The organism is Streptomyces sp. NPDC025721 (assembly GCF_055558595.1).
This window is the reverse complement of sequence record NZ_JBVHMF010000002.1, coordinates 207,288-225,154: the sequence shown is the minus strand read 5'-3', so window position 1 is coordinate 225,154 and position 17,867 is coordinate 207,288. Positions and strand designations below refer to the sequence as shown.

16 protein-coding genes and 3 tRNA genes are annotated in these 17,867 nt (G+C 71.8%); 12 read left to right on the top strand and 7 right to left on the bottom strand.

Translation table 11 applies throughout. The annotated features are described in order from the left end of the window. The first annotated feature begins 34 nt into the window (after positions 1-34). The 3 genes from ACZ4EF_RS04975 to ACZ4EF_RS04965 all read left to right on the top strand — a co-directional run bounded on the left by ACZ4EF_RS04975 (position 35) and on the right by ACZ4EF_RS04965 (position 2,992). A complete protein-coding gene (locus ACZ4EF_RS04975) occupies positions 35-841 on the top strand; it encodes an SDR family NAD(P)-dependent oxidoreductase (protein WP_467502808.1) in 807 nt (268 codons plus the stop codon). A gap of 217 nt (positions 842-1,058) precedes the next feature. Next, positions 1,059-2,027, top strand: coding sequence for an SDR family oxidoreductase (locus ACZ4EF_RS04970; RefSeq protein WP_391047381.1), 969 nt, complete (start codon positions 1,059-1,061; stop codon positions 2,025-2,027). Between the two features lie 122 nt (positions 2,028-2,149). Continuing rightward, positions 2,150-2,992, top strand: coding sequence for a helix-turn-helix transcriptional regulator (locus tag ACZ4EF_RS04965; protein ID WP_355344751.1), 843 nt, complete (start codon positions 2,150-2,152; stop codon positions 2,990-2,992). Between the two features lie 62 nt (positions 2,993-3,054). On the opposite strand, the gene ACZ4EF_RS04960 is transcribed toward ACZ4EF_RS04965, so the two are convergent. Together ACZ4EF_RS04960 and ACZ4EF_RS04955 are read right to left on the bottom strand one after the other, a co-directional pair. Beyond that, positions 3,055-3,231: a hypothetical protein gene (locus ACZ4EF_RS04960; RefSeq protein WP_355344748.1), complete on the bottom strand. Its 177-nt coding sequence runs from the start codon at positions 3,229-3,231 to the stop codon at positions 3,055-3,057. Positions 3,232-3,406: 175 nt separating this feature from the next. Further along, positions 3,407-3,610 (bottom strand): hypothetical protein, encoded by a 204-nt coding sequence (locus ACZ4EF_RS04955; protein WP_467502807.1) that lies wholly within the window; start codon positions 3,608-3,610, stop codon positions 3,407-3,409. Here ACZ4EF_RS04955 and ACZ4EF_RS04950 point away from each other — a divergent pair. From ACZ4EF_RS04950 to ACZ4EF_RS04935, 4 genes are all read left to right on the top strand, one after another. Then, positions 3,587-4,513, top strand: coding sequence for a phage baseplate protein (locus tag ACZ4EF_RS04950; protein ID WP_467502805.1), 927 nt, complete (start codon positions 3,587-3,589; stop codon positions 4,511-4,513). The two genes, ACZ4EF_RS04955 and ACZ4EF_RS04950, sit on opposite strands and share 24 nt — an antisense overlap. A gap of 140 nt (positions 4,514-4,653) precedes the next feature. Then, complete coding sequence (locus tag ACZ4EF_RS04945) at positions 4,654-5,094, top strand: phage holin family protein (RefSeq protein ID WP_355344864.1); 441 nt, start codon at positions 4,654-4,656, stop codon at positions 5,092-5,094. Next, a complete protein-coding gene (locus ACZ4EF_RS04940) occupies positions 5,091-5,711 on the top strand; it encodes a DUF3618 domain-containing protein (RefSeq protein WP_391160213.1) in 621 nt (206 codons plus the stop codon). The genes ACZ4EF_RS04945 and ACZ4EF_RS04940 overlap by 4 nt, the downstream gene beginning before the upstream one ends. Beyond that, positions 5,708-5,974: a DUF4235 domain-containing protein gene (locus ACZ4EF_RS04935; protein ID WP_355344736.1), complete on the top strand. Its 267-nt coding sequence runs from the start codon at positions 5,708-5,710 to the stop codon at positions 5,972-5,974. Before ACZ4EF_RS04940 ends, ACZ4EF_RS04935 begins: the two co-directional genes overlap by 4 nt. 237 nt (positions 5,975-6,211) lie before the next feature. On the opposite strand, the gene ACZ4EF_RS04930 is transcribed toward ACZ4EF_RS04935, so the two are convergent. The 3 genes from ACZ4EF_RS04930 to ACZ4EF_RS04920 all read right to left on the bottom strand — a co-directional run bounded on the left by ACZ4EF_RS04930 (position 6,212) and on the right by ACZ4EF_RS04920 (position 6,592). Beyond that, positions 6,212-6,285 (bottom strand) — tRNA-Ile (locus tag ACZ4EF_RS04930). A gap of 156 nt (positions 6,286-6,441) precedes the next feature. Further along, a tRNA-Asn gene (locus tag ACZ4EF_RS04925) sits at positions 6,442-6,514 on the bottom strand. Between the two features lie 5 nt (positions 6,515-6,519). Beyond that, positions 6,520-6,592 (bottom strand) — tRNA-Asn (locus ACZ4EF_RS04920). 210 nt (positions 6,593-6,802) lie between these two features. Here ACZ4EF_RS04920 and ACZ4EF_RS04915 point away from each other — a divergent pair. The 5 genes from ACZ4EF_RS04915 (at position 6,803) to ACZ4EF_RS04895 (ending at position 14,575) form a co-directional block, all read left to right on the top strand. After that, complete coding sequence (locus ACZ4EF_RS04915; protein ID WP_355344861.1) at positions 6,803-7,102, top strand: YtxH domain-containing protein; 300 nt, start codon at positions 6,803-6,805, stop codon at positions 7,100-7,102. 116 nt (positions 7,103-7,218) lie between these two features. After that, entirely contained in the window at positions 7,219-8,664 is a 1,446-nt protein-coding gene (locus tag ACZ4EF_RS04910; RefSeq protein WP_355344733.1) for an FGGY family carbohydrate kinase, read from the top strand. A gap of 188 nt (positions 8,665-8,852) precedes the next feature. After that, positions 8,853-10,586, top strand: coding sequence for an ABC transporter ATP-binding protein (locus ACZ4EF_RS04905; RefSeq protein ID WP_467502802.1), 1,734 nt, complete (start codon positions 8,853-8,855; stop codon positions 10,584-10,586). 50 nt (positions 10,587-10,636) lie between these two features. Further along, positions 10,637-12,556 carry an ABC transporter ATP-binding protein gene (locus tag ACZ4EF_RS04900; protein WP_467503061.1) on the top strand — a complete coding sequence of 640 codons (1,920 nt, stop codon included), beginning with the start codon at positions 10,637-10,639 and terminating at the stop codon, positions 12,554-12,556. 207 nt (positions 12,557-12,763) lie between these two features. Then, positions 12,764-14,575, top strand: coding sequence for a phosphatidylglycerol lysyltransferase domain-containing protein (locus tag ACZ4EF_RS04895; RefSeq protein WP_391160606.1), 1,812 nt, complete (start codon positions 12,764-12,766; stop codon positions 14,573-14,575). Positions 14,576-14,598: 23 nt separating this feature from the next. Here the strand turns inward: ACZ4EF_RS04895 and ACZ4EF_RS04890 are convergent, their stop codons facing one another. Both ACZ4EF_RS04890 and dnaG read right to left on the bottom strand, forming a co-directional pair. Next, the gene (locus ACZ4EF_RS04890; protein ID WP_391047396.1) at positions 14,599-15,777 is read right to left on the bottom strand and encodes an RNA polymerase sigma factor; all 1,179 of its coding nucleotides are present in this window, start codon (positions 15,775-15,777) and stop codon (positions 14,599-14,601) included. A 120-nt stretch (positions 15,778-15,897) separates the two neighbouring features. Then, positions 15,898-17,841, bottom strand: a complete 1,944-nt coding sequence (dnaG, locus tag ACZ4EF_RS04885; RefSeq protein ID WP_467502801.1) for a DNA primase — start codon at positions 17,839-17,841, stop codon at positions 15,898-15,900. Between the last annotated feature and the right edge of the window lie 26 nt (positions 17,842-17,867).

Sequence of the window (17,867 nt, the reverse complement as noted above, 5' to 3'; positions counted from 1 at the left end):
TCATCCGGCCGTCGCCGCCGCCCACGCTGGAGTCATGACCACGCACACGGACACGACCACCGGCACGACCACGGACAGCACCGCACCGGCCAGGATCGCGATCGTCACCGGCGCCAACCGCGGGCTCGGCCGCGCCACCGCGCTGCGGCTCGCCGCGGACGGCGTCGATCCGATCATCACCTTCCGGTCGCACGAGGACGAGGCGGCTGCCGTGGTCGCCGAGGCGAGGGCGCTCGGCCGCACCGCGTACGCGCTCCGCCTGGACACCGCCCGGACCGCCGGATTCGCGGACTTCGCCGACGAGGTGCGGCGGCTGCTCAAGGAGGGCTGGGGGCGGTCGGACTTCGACTACCTCGTCAACAACGCGGGCTCCGCCGTGACGGAACCCTTCCTCGAAGCCACCGAGGAGGGCTTCGACACGATGCTGAACGTCCACTTCATGGGCGTCTACTTCCTCACCCAGCGGCTGGTCCCGCTGCTCGCCGACGGCGGCCGGATCGTCAACCTCTCCACCGGGCTGACCCGCTTCACCAGCGAGGGACTGTCGGCGTACGCGTCGATGAAGGGCGCCGTGGAGGTGTTCATCCGCTATCTGGCCAAGGAGCTGGGCCCGCGCGGCATCACCGCGAACGCCGTCGCGCCCGGCCCCACCGGCACCGACTTCGGCGGGGGCTTCATGCGGGACGACGAAGGCGTCAGGGCCGCGCTCTCCGGCCAGGCCGCGCTCGGCCGGGTCGGGACCGCCGAGGACATCGGCGGGGTGATCGCCGCGGTGCTGTCCGACGGGACCGGGTGGATCACGGGACAGCGGATCGAGGCGTCGGGCGGGTTCCTGCTCTGACCCGGCGGGTTCCCACTCTGATCCGGCGGGTTCCCGCTCCAGCCGGGCGGGTTGCTCCTCCGACCTGGCGGTTCCCTCGCCCGCCGCACGGGATACGTATCCGCACGCCGTCCCTTTGTGTTCCTCTCCCCCCTCCTCCCCCTCCGCTGGAAAGCGCTCGCCCGCCCCCGCGAATGCGGCATCGCCCGCCCCCACTCACCGTCAGGAGCGAACCGTCATGACACGTAAGAACGCACTGGACACCGCGGTGCCCGATCTCAGCGGAAAACTCGCCGTCGTCACGGGCGGGAGCGACGGGATCGGGCGGGGGCTCGGCGGGCGGCTGGCGCGGGCGGGCGCGGAGGTCGTGCTGCCGGTGCGGAACGCGGCGAAGGGCGCGGCGGCCGTGGAGCGGATCCGGGCCGAGGTGCCCGGCGCGCGGGTGTCGACGCGGGAGCTGGACCTGGCGTCGCTGGAGTCGGTCGCCGCGCTCGGCCGGACGCTGGTCGCCGAGGGCAGGCCGGTCGACATCCTCGTCAACAACGCGGCGGTGATGACCCCGGCGACCCGGCAGACCTCCGCGGACGGCCTGGAGTTGCAGTTCGCGACGAATCACCTCGGGCACTTCGCGCTGACCGCGCATCTGCTCCCGCTGCTGCGCGCCGCGGGCGGCGCGCGGGTGGCGACCCAGTCGAGCATCGGCGCCCGCCAGGGGGCGCTGGCCTGGGACGACCTCCAGGCGGAGCGCGGCTACGCGCCGATGAAGGTCTACAGCCAGTCGAAGCTGGCGGTGCTGATGTTCGGCCTGGAACTGCACCGGCGCAGCGTCGCGGGCGGCTGGGGCATCACCAGCACCCTCGCGCATCCGGGCCTGACCTCGACCAATCTCCAGACGGCCGGGCCGAATCTGGGCCGCGCGAAGCGGACGACCTGGATGGACCGCGCCTTCCGCTGGCAGTCCAGGCTCGGGCTGTTCGTGCAGACCGTGGACGACGGGCTGCGGCCGGTGCTGTACGCGGCGACCGCGCCGGGGGCGGTCGGCGGCGCCTTCTACGGCCCCGGCGGCCTCGGGCATCTGACCGGCCCCGTGGTGGAGCAGCCGCTGTACCGGTCGGCGCGGAGCGAGGAGGAGGCGCGGCGGGTCTGGCAGGTGTCGGAGGAGCTGGCCGGGGTGCGCTTCCCGGACAGTGTGGCCGCCGAGAGCTGAGCCGCGGACGTGCCGGGGGGGGAAGACCGTGGCCGTACGGGCGGGAGGGCGCGGACGTACAGGCGGGAGACCGGGACCGGACAGGCGGAAGACCGGGGACGTACAGGCGGGAGACTGGGGTCATGGACCGAGAACAGCTGGCGGACTTCCTGCGCACCCGGCGTGAGGCGCTGCAACCCGAGGACGTGGGGCTGCCGCGCGGGCCGCGGCGGCGAACGCGGGGGCTGCGGCGCGAGGAGGTCGCCGCGCTGTCCGGCATGTCGACCGACTACTACAGCCGGATCGAGCAGGCCCGCGGCCCGCAGCCGTCCGCGCCGATGCTGGGCGCCATCGCGCGCGGCCTGCATCTCTCGCTCGACGAGCGCGACCACCTCTTCCGGATGGCGGGGCACAGCGCCCCGGAGCGCGGATCGGGCAGCGACCACGTCAGCCCCGGCCTGATGCGGATTCTCGGGCGCCTGGACGACACTCCCGCGCAGGTCATGACGGATCTCGGCGAGACGCTGACGCAGACCCGGATGGCGCTCGCCCTGCTGGGCGACGAGACCGGGCACACCGGGATGGCCCGCAGCTTCGGCTACCGCTGGTTCACCGACCCCGTCACCCGCCGCATCTACCCCGAGGCCGACCACCCCACCCACAGCCGGATCTTCACCGCCGGGCTGCGCGAGACGCTCTCCCGCCAGGGCCCCGGCTCGCGGGCCGCCGCCCTCGTCGACGCCCTGCTCGCCGTGAGCCCCGAATTCGCCACCCTCTGGAGCGCCCACGAGATCGGCGTCCGCCACCCCGACGACCTCAAACGGATCCGTCACCCCGAGGTCGGCATCCTCCACCTGCACTGCCAGGTCCTCCAGGACCCCGCCCAGTCCCAGACCCTCCTGGTCTTCACCGCCACCCCCGGCACCGACTCCTACGAGAAGCTCCAGCTGCTGTCGTCGCTGGGCGAGCGCGGCGCGACGGCGTAGTCAGGGAGTCACGTACGGGTACGTCCCGTACGGGTACGGCCCCGTACCGCCGCGGTCCGGGGTCAGACCTGTTCCGACTCGCCTTCCACCGCGAGCTGCCACTCCGCCTGGAGGCGGGCCAATTCCGTCAGCTCGTCCGGGGTCCACGAGGTGCGACCCGCGCTGAGCCGACGTATCCGGGCATTGAGCTCGGCCGCGTCGGCGAACGCGGAATCGGGAGCCGGAGGCGTGCTGGGCATGGGCGCAAACATATCCACGATCCGATAAACGCCCGGTATACGCCGAGCCCATCCCCCGGACCCCCCGGGTGTAATCCATCCCACTCCGGGGCAGACGCGCGGCCGGCCCCTCCGCGCCCCCGGTCAGCGCCTTTCAGCGCCGGTCAGCCCTCGGTCGGCGTTCGGTCAGCGCCGGTCAGCGTTCGGGGCAGAGCGTGTAGCGCAGCGTGAGAGCCGCCGGGGGCTGCTGCGCGCGGGGGCGGGCCTCACGGCCGCCGGGGCGCTCGGCGCGGCCGGAGTCCTCGCCGCCGCGGGGCCGGCCGCCGCCGACCTGCCGGTCACCGCGCCCTTCTCGCTGGAGGGCGGCGGGGACCAGGTGTTCTGGCGCAAGCGGCTGCACGAGACGTCCTGGGCCATGCAGTCCTTCGCCTACGACAACGTCAACGGCCACATCTACTTCGCCCAGCACCGCCCCGGGGACAACGAGAACGACTCCGACGACGGGGACCCGTCAAAGGCGCACATCCACTACGGCGACATCTGGATCGTCCGCACCGACCTGGCGGGCAACGTGCTCGGCACCATGGCGCTGCACCAGTTCGGCCACGGCTCCTCGATGGCCGTCGAACCCACCGGCGCCGGTTCCGCGCCGTACCTGTGGATCGAGGGCGACAACTACAACGTCGCCAAGGGGGCGTACGAGGACAGCGGCTACCGGCTCACCCGGTTCCGTTACACCGAGGGCATCACCCTCACCTACGGCAACCCGTCGGTGATCCCGATCCAGGACCGTACGCCCACCATCACCACCTACGCGGGCCTGCCCCGCCCCGCGATCGACCCCGTCAACAACATGCTGCTGGTCCGCTACGCCACCCAGTCCACCTCGCCCAACCCCTGGCGGCTGGTGGTCTTCCCGCTGGCGGACGCGGTGGCGGGACGACTCTCCCAGGACGACAGGAAGGCCGAACGCGCGCTGCCCACCAACGCCCAACTGAAGATCCCGGACGACGCCGCCTTCCAGGGCGTCACCCTGTACGGCGAGTACGCCTACCTCCTCTACGGCAGGTCGGGCGGCCCGTCCTACCTCGCCGCCGTCAGCATGAACGACGCCGGGGGCGGGCACGGCGAGGTCTTCCGCACCACCGCGGGGGCGACGATCCCGGGCCGCGAGCCGCAGGGCTGCGCGATCTGGGTGGCCGACGGCCAACCCCGCCTCGCCTTCGGCTTCTCCGGCAAGACCGGCACCACGACCGACCCCAGCTTCGACGCGAGCCTCTTCTACAAGAACACCTTCGCCTGAGGGTGCCCGCGCCTTCCCCGTACGTCCCCCGCCCGAGCCGAACCGACGTGCCCGGCACGCGGCCGCCTGCCGAAGCGCGTGTGCGCCCGTCCGGCCCGGGTAGCCGGGCGCATAGGAGACGGAAGGACCGGTGAGTGGTGATGGATCCCGTCGGAACTCGGGCGGCAGGGGACGGCTCCGGAGCGGCGGACGGCTCGGGCGAGCCGTCGGTCGGCGAGCTGGTGTCGCGCGCGACACAGCAGATGTCGCAGCTCGTGCGCGAGGAAATGCGGCTCGCCCAGGCCGAGATGGCCCAGAAGGGCAAACGGTTCGGCATGGGCGGCGGGCTGTTCGGCGGTGCGGGGCTGCTGGCCTTCATCGGTCTGGAGGCGCTGGCCGCCACGGCGGTCGCGGCGCTCGCCCTCACGTTCTCGGTGTGGCTGTCGGCGCTGATCGTCGCGGTGGCGCTGCTGGCGCTCGCCGCCACTCTGGCGCTGGCGGGGAAGAAGGAAGTGAGCCGCGCGACGCCGCCGGCTCCCGAGCAGGCGATCGCCGGTGTCAAGGCCGATGTCGCCACCATCAAGGAAAAGACGAAGCGATGACCATCGACCCGCATGACGAGAAGGACCCGTCCACCCCCGAGGAACTGCGCGCCCAGGTGGAGAGCACCCGTGAGCAGCTCGGCGAGACGGTGGAGGAACTGGCCGCCAAGGCCGACGTGAAGGCCCGCGCCAAGGACAAGGCCGCCGACATCAAGGACGAGGTCGGCGACAAGGCCGCCCAGGCGAAGGACAAGGCCGCCGAGGTCAAGGACAAGGTCGGCGACAAGGCCGCCGAGGTCAAGGACAAGGTCCAGAGCAAGGTCACCGAGCTGAAGGACCGCGCCCAGACCACGAAGGACGAGGCCCAGGACACCGCTCAGGACACGGCGGCCGACGCGTCGGCCTCGGCCCGGGCGAAGGCGGCCGAAGTCGGCGCGCTGGTCCGTGACAAGACGCCGGAACCGGTGCGGGAGAAGGCCGCCGCCGCCTCGGCCAAGATCGCTGAGGGCACCGCGGCAGTGGCCGCCAAGGTCAGCGAGAAGACCCCCGAGCCCCTGGCCGAGAAGACCCAGCAGGCCGCCGACGCCGTCAAGCGCCGCCCCGGCGCGGCCGTCGCCGCGGCGATCGGCGCCGCCGTGGTGTTCTTCACCGTCCGCTGGAAGAGGGGCCGCAAGTGAACGCCGCGAAGATCGTCTACCGCCCGGTCGGTCTCCTGCTCAGCGTGGCCAGTGGCGCGTTGGCCGGAGCCGCCTTCAAGCAGACGTGGAAGGTGGTCGGGCACGACGACGACACCCCGGACGCGCTGGACGAGGAGCGCGCCTGGAAGGAGGTCCTGATCGCGGCCGCGCTGCACGGGCTGATCTTCGCCGTCGTGAAGGCGGCGGTCAGCCGGAGCGGCGCCACCGCCACCCGGCGGCTCACCGGCACCTGGCCGGCCTGACCCGCGACCCGCGCCCCGCGCACGTGGAAAGCGGGGCCGCGCCGCGCGGTCTCACGCCGATCAGCCCTGTCCCCCGCCGAGGTATGCCACAAGGCCGCCAGGGCGACCGCACCCGGCCCCGTCAAGGACGTGCCGCGGACGCCACTCGGACGGATGCTCGCGCGGGGGGTGTCGGCGCCATGATCGCCGCCCCCGGAGACCGTCCGCGATGTGCCGGCTTCGCGGCACGGCGCAGGGTGGGGCGGGTGGGACTCGAACCCACGACCGACGGATTATGAGTCCGCTGCTCTAACCGGCTGAGCTACCGCCCCGTACGGTGCGCCTCGCGCGCCGTCTGCCGCAGCATAGCTGCTCATACGATCTGTCGCCCTCGCGGGTCACAGACGCGTCATTGGGTGGACTCGCGGGGGCGGGGAGTTGGTTCCCCGGGACATGAAAAAGGACCCCAACGGGGTCCTGATCCGGCGCTCCCCCGACTGGACTCGAACCAGTAACCTGCCGGTTAACAGCCGGCTGCTCTGCCAATTGAGCTACAGGGGACCGAGCTCCCCCGACTGGACTCGAACCAGTAACCTGCCGGTTAACAGCCGGCTGCTCTGCCAATTGAGCTACAGGGGATCGCTCTGCGTGCACCGAATGCACTCGTCAGGGTGTCCCGGGACGGCGCGCGTTCGCTGCGACACATACATTAGCGCAAGTGAGGGGGTGCTCCGCCAACCAGTTGCGCCAGGGTTGTCACCCGGGTGCACAGGGTAGGCGCGCAGCACACGGCACCTTGGCCCGACTTGTCCTATGCCTGACGTGTCCGACGGAAAGAGGGTGGAGCCCATGCGCTACCGGCTGACGTTCATCAGTGGAGCCGTCGTCGGCTATGTGCTCGGCGCGCGCGCCGGGCGCGAGCGGTACGAGCAGTTGCGCAAGAGCGCGCAGCGCGTCGCGCAGAACCCGGCGGTGCGCAACGCGGCGGAGAGCGCCGCGCAGACCGGCAGGAACGCCGCGGTGAAGGCCGCGGACACGGTGACGGCGAAGGTCGGCGACCGGCTGCCGGAGTCGGTGACCGAGCGGGTGAAGGCACTGCGCGACCGCAGCGCGCCGCCCGAGGACGACTGGGGCACCTCCAACACCTGAGGAAGGGCATCCCCGCCCGCATCCCGCCCGCACCCCGCCCGTTTCTCGAACACCTGACGCAACCTGATGCACAGCTGTCACCCCGTACCCGCCCCCCGTGGGGCATCATCTCGTCCATGGGGAAAGTCGCGGGCATAGACAGCTCGACCACCGGTACGACCGTCGTCGTGTGCGACAGCGAGACCGGGGCGGTACTCAGGCAGGGCCATGCGCCGCACCCTCTGGACGACGGCGAGAAGCCGACCGAGATCGACCCGCAGGCGTGGCTGCTGTCGCTGGGCGAGGCGGCCAAGGACGGCGTCCTCGAAGGGGTGCAGGCGATAGGCATCTCCGGGCAGCAGCACGGGCTGCTGGCCCTGGACGCGGGCGGGGTGGCCGTACGCCCGGCGCTGCTGCGCGGCGACAAGCGGGCGCAGGCGCAGGCCGTGGACCTCACCGACGAGCTGGGCGGGGCGGCCGGGTGGGCCGAGGCGGTCGGCTCGGTGCCGCAGGCCGCGTATCCGGTGGCGAAGCTGCGCTGGATCGCGCAGCACGAACCGCAGACGGCCACGCGCATAGCCCAGGTGATGCTCCCGCACGACTGGCTGGTGTGGCAGTTGCTGGGGCGGCCCGCGCGCCGTACGACCGACCGCGGCGACGCCTCGGGCACCGGCTACTGGTCGGCGGCCACCGGCGAGTACCGCACGGATCTGGTCGAGCGGGCGCTCGGCCACCAGGTGGCGCTCCCCGACGTACTGGCCCCCGCCGAACCCGCGGGACAGACCCCCGAGGGCCTGCTGATCTCCGCGGGCACCGGCGACAACATGGCCGCCGCCCTGGGCCTGGGCCTCGGCCCCGGCGACGCGGTGGTCTCCCTGGGCGCGGCGGGCACCGTCTTCGCCGTCCACCACGAGGCGCTGAAGGACCCGACGGGTACGGTCACCGCCTTCGCCGACGCGACCGGCCGCCATCTGCCGGTGGTGCAGGTGCGCAACGCCGTCCGTACGCTGCGCGGCACCGCCGATCTGCTCGGCACCGACCTGGCCGGGCTGTCCGAACTGGCGCTCCAGTCCACGCCCGGCGCGTACGGACTGGTGCTGCTGCCGTATCTGGAGGGCGAGCGGACGCCCGATCTGCCGCACACCGCGGGGACGCTGGCCGGGCTGCGGCGCGACTCGATGAAGCCGGAGCACCTGGCGCGGGCCGCCTTCGAGGGCATGCTGTGCGGGCTGACGGACGCGCTGGACGTGCTGCGCAACAAGGGCGTCGAGGTGCGCCGGGTGTTCCTGCTGGGCGCGGCGGGCGAGCTGCCCGCGGTGCGCGCCATCGCGCCCGCGCTGTTCGGCACGCAGGTCGTCGTCCCGCCGGCCGCCGAGTACGCGGCGCTGGGCGCGGCGCGGCAGGCCGCCTGGTCGCTGGGCGCGGTGCTCGGCTCGCAGTCGCAGACCGAGCCGCCGCCGTGGGCCGAGGCGGCCACGCAACTGCTGGAGCCGGGCGACGACTCGGCCGTGGGGTCAGCGGTGCGTCAGCAGTACGTCGCGGTGCGCGAGCAGACTCACCCGGGGGCCTTTGCCTCGCTTTAATCCCATGCGGCCCGGCGGTGTCGGAAGATAAGATCCTCCGCCGATCAAGACGGGCAAAGGGCGGGCAAAGCTCGGCGGGCCGGGGCAACGTCCCCTCCCCCGCGCTGCGTCTCCGTACGCGCCTTCCGCCGCCTGCGTACGTCCCGCCGGGTACGCGGCGCCCGTACCGCCGACACCGAGGTTTCAGTGTGCTGATCAGACTCCTGCGGGCCCACCTGGGCCCGTACAAGCGACCCATCGGTCTCTTGGTACTGCTCCAACTCGTCCAGACCATAGCCACGCTCTACCTGCCCACGCTCAACGCCGACATCATCGACAACGGAGTGGTGAAGGGCGACACCGGCTACATCGTGGGGCTGGGCGGCGTCATGATCGGGGTGACCGTCGTCCAGGTCTGCTGCGCGATCGGCGCGGTCTTCTTCGGCGCCCGGACCTCGATGGCGGTCGGCCGTGACATCCGCGCGTCGGTCTTCGACCGGGTGCAGAGCTTCTCGGCCCGCGAGGTCGGGCAGTTCGGGGCGCCGTCGCTGATCACCCGCACCACCAATGACGTGCAGCAGGTGCAGATGCTGGTGCTGCTGACGTTCACGCTGATGGTGTCCGCGCCGATCATGTGCGTCGGCGGCATCATCATGGCACTCGGCCAGGACGTGCCGCTGTCGTCGCTGCTGCTGGCCGTGGTGCCGCTGCTCGGCATCGTGATCAGCCTGATCATCCGCAGGATGCGCCCGCTGTTCCGCACGATGCAGACCCGCGTGGACACCGTGAACCGGGTGCTGCGCGAGCAGATCACCGGCATCCGCGTGATCCGCGCCTTCGTCAAGGACGACTACGAGCAGCGCCGCTTCGCCGAGGCCAACGACAGTCTGACCGATGTGTCGCTGGCCACCGGAAAGCTGATGGCGCTGATGTTCCCGCTGGTGATGGGCGTGGTGAACATCTCCAGCGTCGCCGTGCTGTGGTTCGGCGCGCACCGCATCGACAGCGGCGGGATGCAGATCGGCGCCCTGACGGCGTTCCTGAGCTATCTGATGCAGATCCTGATGTCGGTCATGATGGCCACCTTCATGTTCATGATGGTGCCGCGCGCCGAGGTCTGCGCCGAGCGCATCGAGGAGGTGCTGGGCACCGAGTCCAGCGTCGTCCCGCCGACCGCGCCCGTGCTGACTCTGCGCCGCCACGGCGACCTGGAGCTGACCGGCGTGGAGTTCGCCTACCCCGGCGCGGAGGCGGCCGTCCTGCGCGGGGTCGACCTGGTCGCCAGGCCCGGTGAGGTGACCGCGATCATCGGCTCCACCGGCAGCGGCAAGTCGACGCTGCTCGGCCTGATCCCGCGGCTGTACGACGCGACGGGCGGCCGGGTGCTGGTCGACGGCGAGGACGTCGCGGAGCTGGCCCCCGCGCTGCTGGCCGAGACCGTCGGCCTCGTACCGCAGAAGCCGTATCTGTTCTCCGGCACCGTCGCGACCAACCTGCGGTACGGCAAACCGGACGCCACCGACGAGGAGCTGTGGCACGCGCTGGAGGTGGCGCAGGCCAAGGACTTCGTGGAGCGGCTCGACGGCGGGCTCGACGCGCCCATCGCGCAGGGCGGCAGCAATGTCTCCGGCGGGCAGCGGCAGCGCCTGGCCATCGCGCGGGTCCTGGTCCGCAGGCCGGAGATCTACCTCTTCGACGACTCCTTCTCGGCGCTGGACTACGCGACGGACGCGGCGCTGCGCCGCGCGCTGCTGCACGAGACCGCCGCCGCGACCGTGCTGATCGTCGCCCAGCGGGTGTCCACCATCCGTGACGCGGACCGGATCGTCGTCCTGGACGAGGGCCGGGTCGTCGGCACCGGCACGCACACCGAGCTGATGACCGACAACGAGACCTACCGGGAGATCGTCCTGTCCCAGCTCACGGAAGCCGAGGCCGCCTGATGAGCGACGACGAGCACAAGCCCGCCGCCGCGCAGCGCCCGCCGCGGCCGATGGGCGGGCCCGCGCGCTTCATGAGCGGCGGCCCGGTCGAGAAGCCGATGGACTTCGGCGGGTCGCTGAAGCGGCTGCTGGGTCTGATGCGTCCCGACCGTTTCCTGCTCTGCCTGGTGCTGGTCCTCGGCACGGCGAGCGTCGCGCTCGCGGTGACCGGGCCGCGCATCCTCGGTCACGCCACCGACCTGATCTTCGCCGGGGTGATCGGACGGCGGTTCCCCGGCGGCACCAAGCAGCAGGCGCTCGACGCGCTGCGCGCGCACGGTGACGGCCGGGTCGCCGACATGCTCAAGGGCATCGGTTTCACGCCGGGCCAGGGCATGGACTTCGACGCCATCGGCAAGGTGCTGCTGGTGGTCCTCGCGGTGTACGTGGCCGCGGCCGTCTTCAGCGTCTTCCAGATGCGCACCGCGACCAAGGTGATCAACCGGGCGATGTTCCGGATGCGCTCCGACGTCGAGGACAAGCTGGCGAAGCTGCCGCTGTCGTACTTCGACCGGCAGCCGCGCGGCGAGGTGCTGAGCCGGGCCACCAACGACATCGACAACATCGGCCAGACGATGCAGCAGACCATGGGCCAGCTGGTGAACTCGCTGCTGACCATCGTGGGCGTGCTGGCCATGATGTTCTGGATCTCCTGGCTGCTGGCGCTGATCGCGCTGGTCACCGTGCCGCTGACGCTGCTGGTGGCCACGCGGGTCGGCAAGCGCGCGCAGCCGCAGTTCATCCAGCAGTGGAAGACCACCGGCAAGCTCAACGCGCACATCGAGGAGATGTACACCGGCCACTCGCTGGTGAAGGTCTTCGGGCGCGCGGAGGAGTCGGCGGCGGCCTTCGAGGAGCAGAACGAGGCGCTGTACCGCTCGGGCTTCAAGGCGCAGTTCATCTCCGGCACGATCCAGCCGATGATGATGTTCATCGGCAATCTGAACTACGTGCTGGTGGCCGTCGTCGGTGGCCTGCGGGTCGCGTCGGGCGCGCTGTCCATCGGTGACGTCCAGGCGTTCGTGCAGTACTCGCGGCAGTTCAGCCAGCCGCTGACGCAGGTGGCGAGCATGTCGAACCTGATCCAGTCCGGCATCGCGTCGGCCGAGCGGGTCTTCGAACTCCTCGACGCCGAGGAGCAGTCGGCGGAGCCGGCGAAGCGGGACGTCCCCCGGGTGCCGGTGCGGGGCCGGGTAGCGCTGGAGGACGTGAGCTTCCGCTACGACCCGGACAAGCCGCTGATCGACCACCTGTCGCTGAAGGTGGAGCCGGGCCACACCGTCGCGATCGTCGGCCCGACCGGCGCGGGCAAGACCACGCTGGTCAATCTGCTGATGCGGTTCTACGAGGTGTCCGGCGGCCGGATCACCCTGGACGGCACCGATGTGGCCACGCTCTCCCGCGAGGAGCTGCGCTCCTCGATCGGCATGGTCCTCCAGGACACCTGGCTGTTCGGCGGCACGATCGCGGAGAACATCGGTTACGGCAGCGAGGGGGCGACCGCCGAGCAGATCGAGGAGGCGGCGCGCGCCGCGCACGCGGACCGCTTCATCCGCACGCTGCCCGAGGGCTACGACACGGTGATCGACGACGAGGGCGCGGGGGTCAGCGCGGGTGAGAAACAACTCATCACCATCGCGCGGGCGTTCCTGTCCGATCCGACGATCCTGGTACTGGACGAGGCGACCAGCTCCGTCGACACCCGTACCGAGGTGCTGATCCAGCGGGCGATGGCCAAGCTCAGCCACGGCCGTACCAGCTTCGTGATCGCGCACCGGCTGTCCACGATCCGCGACGCCGACGTCATCTTGGTGATGGAGTCCGGCGCGATCGTCGAACAGGGCACGCACGAGGAGCTGTTGGCGGCCAAGGGCGCGTACGCGCGGCTGTACGCGGCGCAGTTCGCGCAGGCCGTCGCGGAGGTCGACTGAGGTACGAGGGCCGGCCGGGACGGGTGTTCCGTCCCGGCCGACCGGCCGGAGCGGGGGGCCGGAAAACCCGAGGAGCCAGCGGGTACGGCGGCGCGCGGCGTTGGTAGCCTGTGCCGCCGTACCTCCGGAAGGGCAGAAGTGATGAGCAGCGCCACCACCGCGGCGTCGGTCGCGGGTACCGGCACGCGGGCGGGTACGAGTACCCGTATGGGTACGAGCACGGATTCGGGTACGGGTACGGGTACGAGTACGGGCGAGGGGCCGCGGCAGGGGCGACCGGGCGGTTCCGACCCGGTGCGCTGCCCCGCGCGGCGCGAGACCTCGACGCTGGCGCGGCGCAGCGCGCGGGTGCCGATCTGGTACCTACGGGTGATCGGCGTCGTCGATCTGCTGTCCGCCGTATCCCTGACGATCCGTCAGGAGATGTCGAACCACAACACCGGTGAGCTGTTCACGCCGTTCATGCTCTTCGCGGGCTTCGGCTCGGCCGCCGCGACGCTCTTCATGGCCATGATGCTGGCCCGCCACAAGCGCGTGGCCTGGATCGTCTTCATGGCGCTGTGCGGCGGCTACGCGGCCCTGTCGGTGTGGGCGCTGTGCTACGACGACCTGCGGCGGCACCCGTTCAACTGGGTCTCCACCGCGCTCACTTTGACCGTGCTGTGCTTCGGCGCGCTCGGCCGCCGCGAATTCCACGGCAAGGGCGACCGCACCAACCCGCAGCTCGCGCTCGCCGTCCTCGGCGTCGGCGCGCTGCTGTCGGTCCTGGTCGGCACCACCCTGGTCACGGCCGTCGGCCCGGAGCGCGCCAGCGTCGGCGACCGCGTCTGGTACGTGGCGCTGCGGCTCACGACGCTGAGCCGCGACTCCGACATCGAGCCGAATCTGCACATCAGCCCGTGGGTCAGCAGCGGCCTCAACCTGGCGGGCCTCGGCCTGCTGCTCGCCGTGCTCTACGCGCTCTTCCGCTCCCCGCGCGGCCGGGACCTCCAGAGCCGCGACGACGAGGACCGGCTGCGCGAACTGCTCGCCCGGCACGGCGCCCGCGACTCGCTCGGCTACTTCGCGCTGCGCCGCGACAAGTCCGTCATCTTCTCGCCCAGCGGCAAGGCCGCCGTCGCCTACCGCGTGGTCGGCGGTGTGGCCCTGGCCTCCGGCGACCCGATCGGCGACGTCGAGGCATGGCCGGGCGCCATCGACGCCTGGCTGGTGGAGACCCGCGACCACGCCTGGATCCCCGCCGTGATGGGCGCCAGCGAGGAGGGGGGCACCGTCTACGCCCGGCACGGCCTGGACGCGCTGGAACTGGGCGACGAAGCCATCGTGGAGACCGACGAGTTCACCCTGGACGGCCGGGCGATGCGCGGCGTGCGGCAGGCGTACAACCGGGTGCGGCGCGCCGGTTACACCACCCGTATCCGGCGGCACCGCGACATCCCGGCCGACGAGACGGCCGCGCTGATCGAGGCGGCGGACCGCTGGCGGGACGGCGCCACCGAGCGCGGCTTCTCGATGGCGCTCGGCAGGCTCGGCGACCCGGCCGACGGCGACTGCGTGATGATCGAATGCCTCGACGGCGAGGGCGAGTTGAAGGCGCTGCTCAGCTTCGTGCCGTGGGGCCCGAAGGGGCTGTCGCTGGACTTGATGCGGCGCGACCGGGACAGCGAGAACGGCCTGGTCGAGTTCATGGTCCTCGACCTGATCGAACGCGCCGCCGACGTCGGCGTGGAGCGGGTGTCGCTCAACTTCGCGATGTTCCGGTCGGTGTTCGAGGACGGCGCCCGGCTGGGCGCGGGCCCGGTGCTGCGGCTGTGGCGCTCGGCCCTGATGTTCTTCTCCCGCTGGTGGCAACTGGAGTCGCTGTACCGCGCGAACGCCAAGTACCGGCCCATCTGGGAGCCGCGCTTCCTGCTCTTCGCCAAGAGCGCGCATCTGCCGCGGATCGGGCTGGCGAGCGCGCGCGCCGAGGGGTTCGTGGTGGCGCCGAGGCCGCTGGCGCGGCTGCGCAGGGACGGCTAGGGCCCGGGGGGCTCCGGGGGGTCTCAGTCGAGGTAGCCGCGGAGCTGGTCGGCGAAGGCGTGGTCGCGGAGCTTGTTGAGGGTCTTGGACTCGATCTGGCGGATGCGTTCGCGGGTCACGCCGAAGATGCGGCCGATCTCCTCCAGGGTGCGGGGGCGGCCGTCGGCGAGGCCGTAGCGGAGCTGGACGACCTTGCGCTCGCGCTCGCCGAGCGTGGACAGCACCGCTTCCAGGTGCTCGCGCAGCAGCAGGAAGGCCGCGGACTCCACGGGCGAGGCGGCGTCGCCGTCCTCGATGAGGTCGCCGAGCGCGACGTCCTCCTCCTCGCCGACCGGCGCGTGCAGCGACACCGGCTCCTGGGCCAGCCGCAGCACCTCGCTGACCCGCTCCTCCGGCAGGTCGAGCTGGGCGGCGACCTCCTCGGTGCTCGGCTCGTAGCCGCGCTCCTGGAGCAGCCGCCGCTGCACCCGCACCACCCGGTTGATCAGCTCCACCACGTGCACGGGGACCCGTATCGTCCTGGCCTGGTCGGCCAGCGCCCGCGACATCGCCTGGCGGATCCACCAGGTCGCGTACGTCGAGAACTTGTAGCCGCGCGCGTAGTCGAACTTCTCCACCGCCCGGATCAGCCCGAGATTGCCCTCCTGGACCAGGTCGAGCATGGTCAGGCCGCGGCCGATGTACCGCTTGGCGACCGAGACGACCAGCCGCAGATTGGCCTCGATGAGGCGGCGCTTGGCCATCCGGCCGAGCACCACCAGGCGGTCGAGGTCGACGGCGAGCTGCGAGTCCAGGTCGGGGAAGGCGCCGAGCTTCTCCTCGGCGAAGAGTCCGGCCTCCACCCGGCGGGCCAGGTCCACCTCTTCGGCCGCCGTGAGCAGCGGGATACGGCCGATCTCGCGCAGATACTGCCGGAAGAGGTCGGCGGACGGGCCCGCGGACTCCTCCCGCGGCGGCCGTACCGGCGCCGCGTCCTCGTCGTCCCGCTCGTCGGTGACCACGCGTTGCTCCGGCACCCGCGACCCCGTGAGGTTCCCTGGCGGTTCCGCCTGGGGCTCCATCGCCACCACCTCGGCCGCGGTCGTGAGGGTCTGGATCTGGGTGTGGATCTGGGTCTGGGTCTGCACGGAAGCGACCTCCAGAAGTGAGCGCGTCCTCGGGCTCGCAGCGCGTCTTGCCGGACAGGCCCTGGGCGCCGTCACCCAGTGTGGCCCACGACGCGGCTCCGCTACGAGGGGCGTGCGCTCCCTTTTTCACACAAGGTCACCGCTCAGGTCCGTGCGGTGACGCAAGGCATATGCCCGGGTGTACGCCCGCGGCGGTTACAGCCCCGCCGCGCCCTGTTCGCGCAGCCGCTGGCCGTACTGCTGGAGCGCCCACAGCTCGCCCAGCGACGCGGTGACCTCGGGCGAGTCCTGCGGGACGCCCTGGGCGGCGAACCGCGCCTGCGTGGCGTGCACCTGGGCCACGCGCCGCTCCACCGCGTTGATCCGCACCCGGACCAGCACCTCGCCCGCGTAGAACTCGGGCGACTTGTGCATCACCGGCTCGACGGCCAGTTCGGTGACCATCATCCGTACGGTGTCGTCGGGCGCGGCCTCGCGGACCCGTACGAGATAGTCGCCGTCGGCCGCCTCGACGCCGCCCGCCTCGGCGATCACCCGGCGCACGGCGGCGTAGGGCGGTCCGGTGAACTCGTCCTCGCCGTACGCGTCGAAGGCCGGGGAGACCAGCTTCGGGTACTGGAGGGCGAGCTTGAGCAGCTCGCGCTCGACGCGGTGGGCGGGGCTGCGCAGGTCCAGGCGGGGGCCGCGCGGCGCGTTCTGCGCGGGGACGCCGGAGGACTGCCGGTCGCCGCCCGCGTACGGACCGCCCTGGCCCTGGCGGCCGTACTGCGGGCGGTTGTCGGTGCTGCCGCCGCCCGCCGCGCGGGCCCTGGCCATCGCGCGGACCCGGCGGATGATCGACTGCTCCTCGGACTGCGTGCCGATCCCGGCCATGCCGACCAGCCGGATCGCGTAACGGTCGCGCAGCGCCTGGTTCTTGATCGCGGCGACCACGGCGACCCCCGCGTCCACGGCCGCCACCCGGCCCTCGTCGGTGTCCAGGTTGTAGCGGGACACGATGGAGCGCAGCGCGAAGGCGAACAGCGGGGTGCGGCCGTCGATCAGTCGCTGGATGGCCGCGTCGCCCTCGGCGAGCCGCAGTTCGCACGGGTCCATCCCGCCGGGCGTGATCGCGATCGACGTCTCGGCGGCGAATTTCTGGTCGTCCTCGAACGCCCGCAGCGCGGCCTTCTGGCCCGCCTCGTCGCCGTCGAAGGTGAAGACCACCTCGGCGGTCGAATTGTCCATCAGCAGCCGGCGCAGGATCTTGATGTGGTCGCCGCCGAAGGAGGTGCCGCAGGTGGCGATGGCCGTGGTGACCCCGGCGAGATGGCAGGCCATCACGTCGGTGTACCCCTCGACGACCACCGCCCGCCCGGTCTTGGCGATCTCCTTCTTGGCCAGGTCGATGCCGTACAGCACCTGGGACTTCTTGTAGAGCGGCGTCTCGGAGGTGTTCAGGTACTTCGGCCCCTGGTCGTCCTCGCGCAGCTTGCGCGCGCCGAAGCCGATGACCTCGCCGGTGATGTCCCGGATCGGCCAGATCAGCCGCCCCCTGAAGCGGTCGATCGCCCCGCCCCTGCGGCTCTCGGAGGCCAGCCCCGCGGTGATCAGCTCCTTGTCGGTGAAGCCCTTCCCCCGCAGATACCGCACCAGGTGGTCCCACCCGGCGGGCGCGTACCCCACCCCGAAGTGCTCCGCCGCCGCCTGGTCGAAGCCGCGCTCGGCCAGGAACCTCCGGCCGATCTCCGCCTCCGCCCCGCCCAGTTGCTCCACATAGAACTGCGCGGCGGCCTTGTGGGCCTCGACCAGCCGGATCCGCTCGCCCTGCTGCCGCCCGGGGACATGGCTGCCCTCCTCGTACCGCAGCGTGATCCCGGCCTGCCTGGCCAAGCGCTCGACGGCCTCGGTGAACGACAGATGGTCGAGCTTCATGACGAACGCGAGGGTGTCCCCGCCTTCCCCGCAGCCGAAGCAGTGGTAGAGGCCCTTGGAGGGGCTGACCTGGAAGGAGGGGGATTTCTCGTCGTGGAAGGGGCACAGGCCCTTGAGATTGCCGCCGCCGGCGTTTTTGAGCTGGAGGTATTCGGAGACGACGGCGTCGATCGGGACCGCGTCCCGTACCGCCTTCACGTCTTCGTCTCTGATCCTGCCCGCCACTCGCGCAAGTCTACGGCGCTGGTGGG

Coding starts and splice junctions, on each gene's coding strand:
- ACZ4EF_RS04975 (WP_467502808.1), top strand. CDS start 35: ATGACCACGCACACGGACACGACCACCGGCACGACCACGGACAGCACC.
- ACZ4EF_RS04970 (WP_391047381.1), top strand. CDS start 1,059: ATGACACGTAAGAACGCACTGGACACCGCGGTGCCCGATCTCAGCGGA.
- ACZ4EF_RS04965 (WP_355344751.1), top strand. CDS start 2,150: ATGGACCGAGAACAGCTGGCGGACTTCCTGCGCACCCGGCGTGAGGCG.
- ACZ4EF_RS04960 (WP_355344748.1), bottom strand. CDS start 3,231: ATGCCCAGCACGCCTCCGGCTCCCGATTCCGCGTTCGCCGACGCGGCC.
- ACZ4EF_RS04945 (WP_355344864.1), top strand. CDS start 4,654: ATGGATCCCGTCGGAACTCGGGCGGCAGGGGACGGCTCCGGAGCGGCG.
- ACZ4EF_RS04940 (WP_391160213.1), top strand. CDS start 5,091: ATGACCATCGACCCGCATGACGAGAAGGACCCGTCCACCCCCGAGGAA.
- ACZ4EF_RS04915 (WP_355344861.1), top strand. CDS start 6,803: ATGCGCTACCGGCTGACGTTCATCAGTGGAGCCGTCGTCGGCTATGTG.
- ACZ4EF_RS04910 (WP_355344733.1), top strand. CDS start 7,219: ATGGGGAAAGTCGCGGGCATAGACAGCTCGACCACCGGTACGACCGTC.
- ACZ4EF_RS04900 (WP_467503061.1), top strand. CDS start 10,637: ATGGGCGGGCCCGCGCGCTTCATGAGCGGCGGCCCGGTCGAGAAGCCG.
- ACZ4EF_RS04895 (WP_391160606.1), top strand. CDS start 12,764: ATGGGTACGAGCACGGATTCGGGTACGGGTACGGGTACGAGTACGGGC.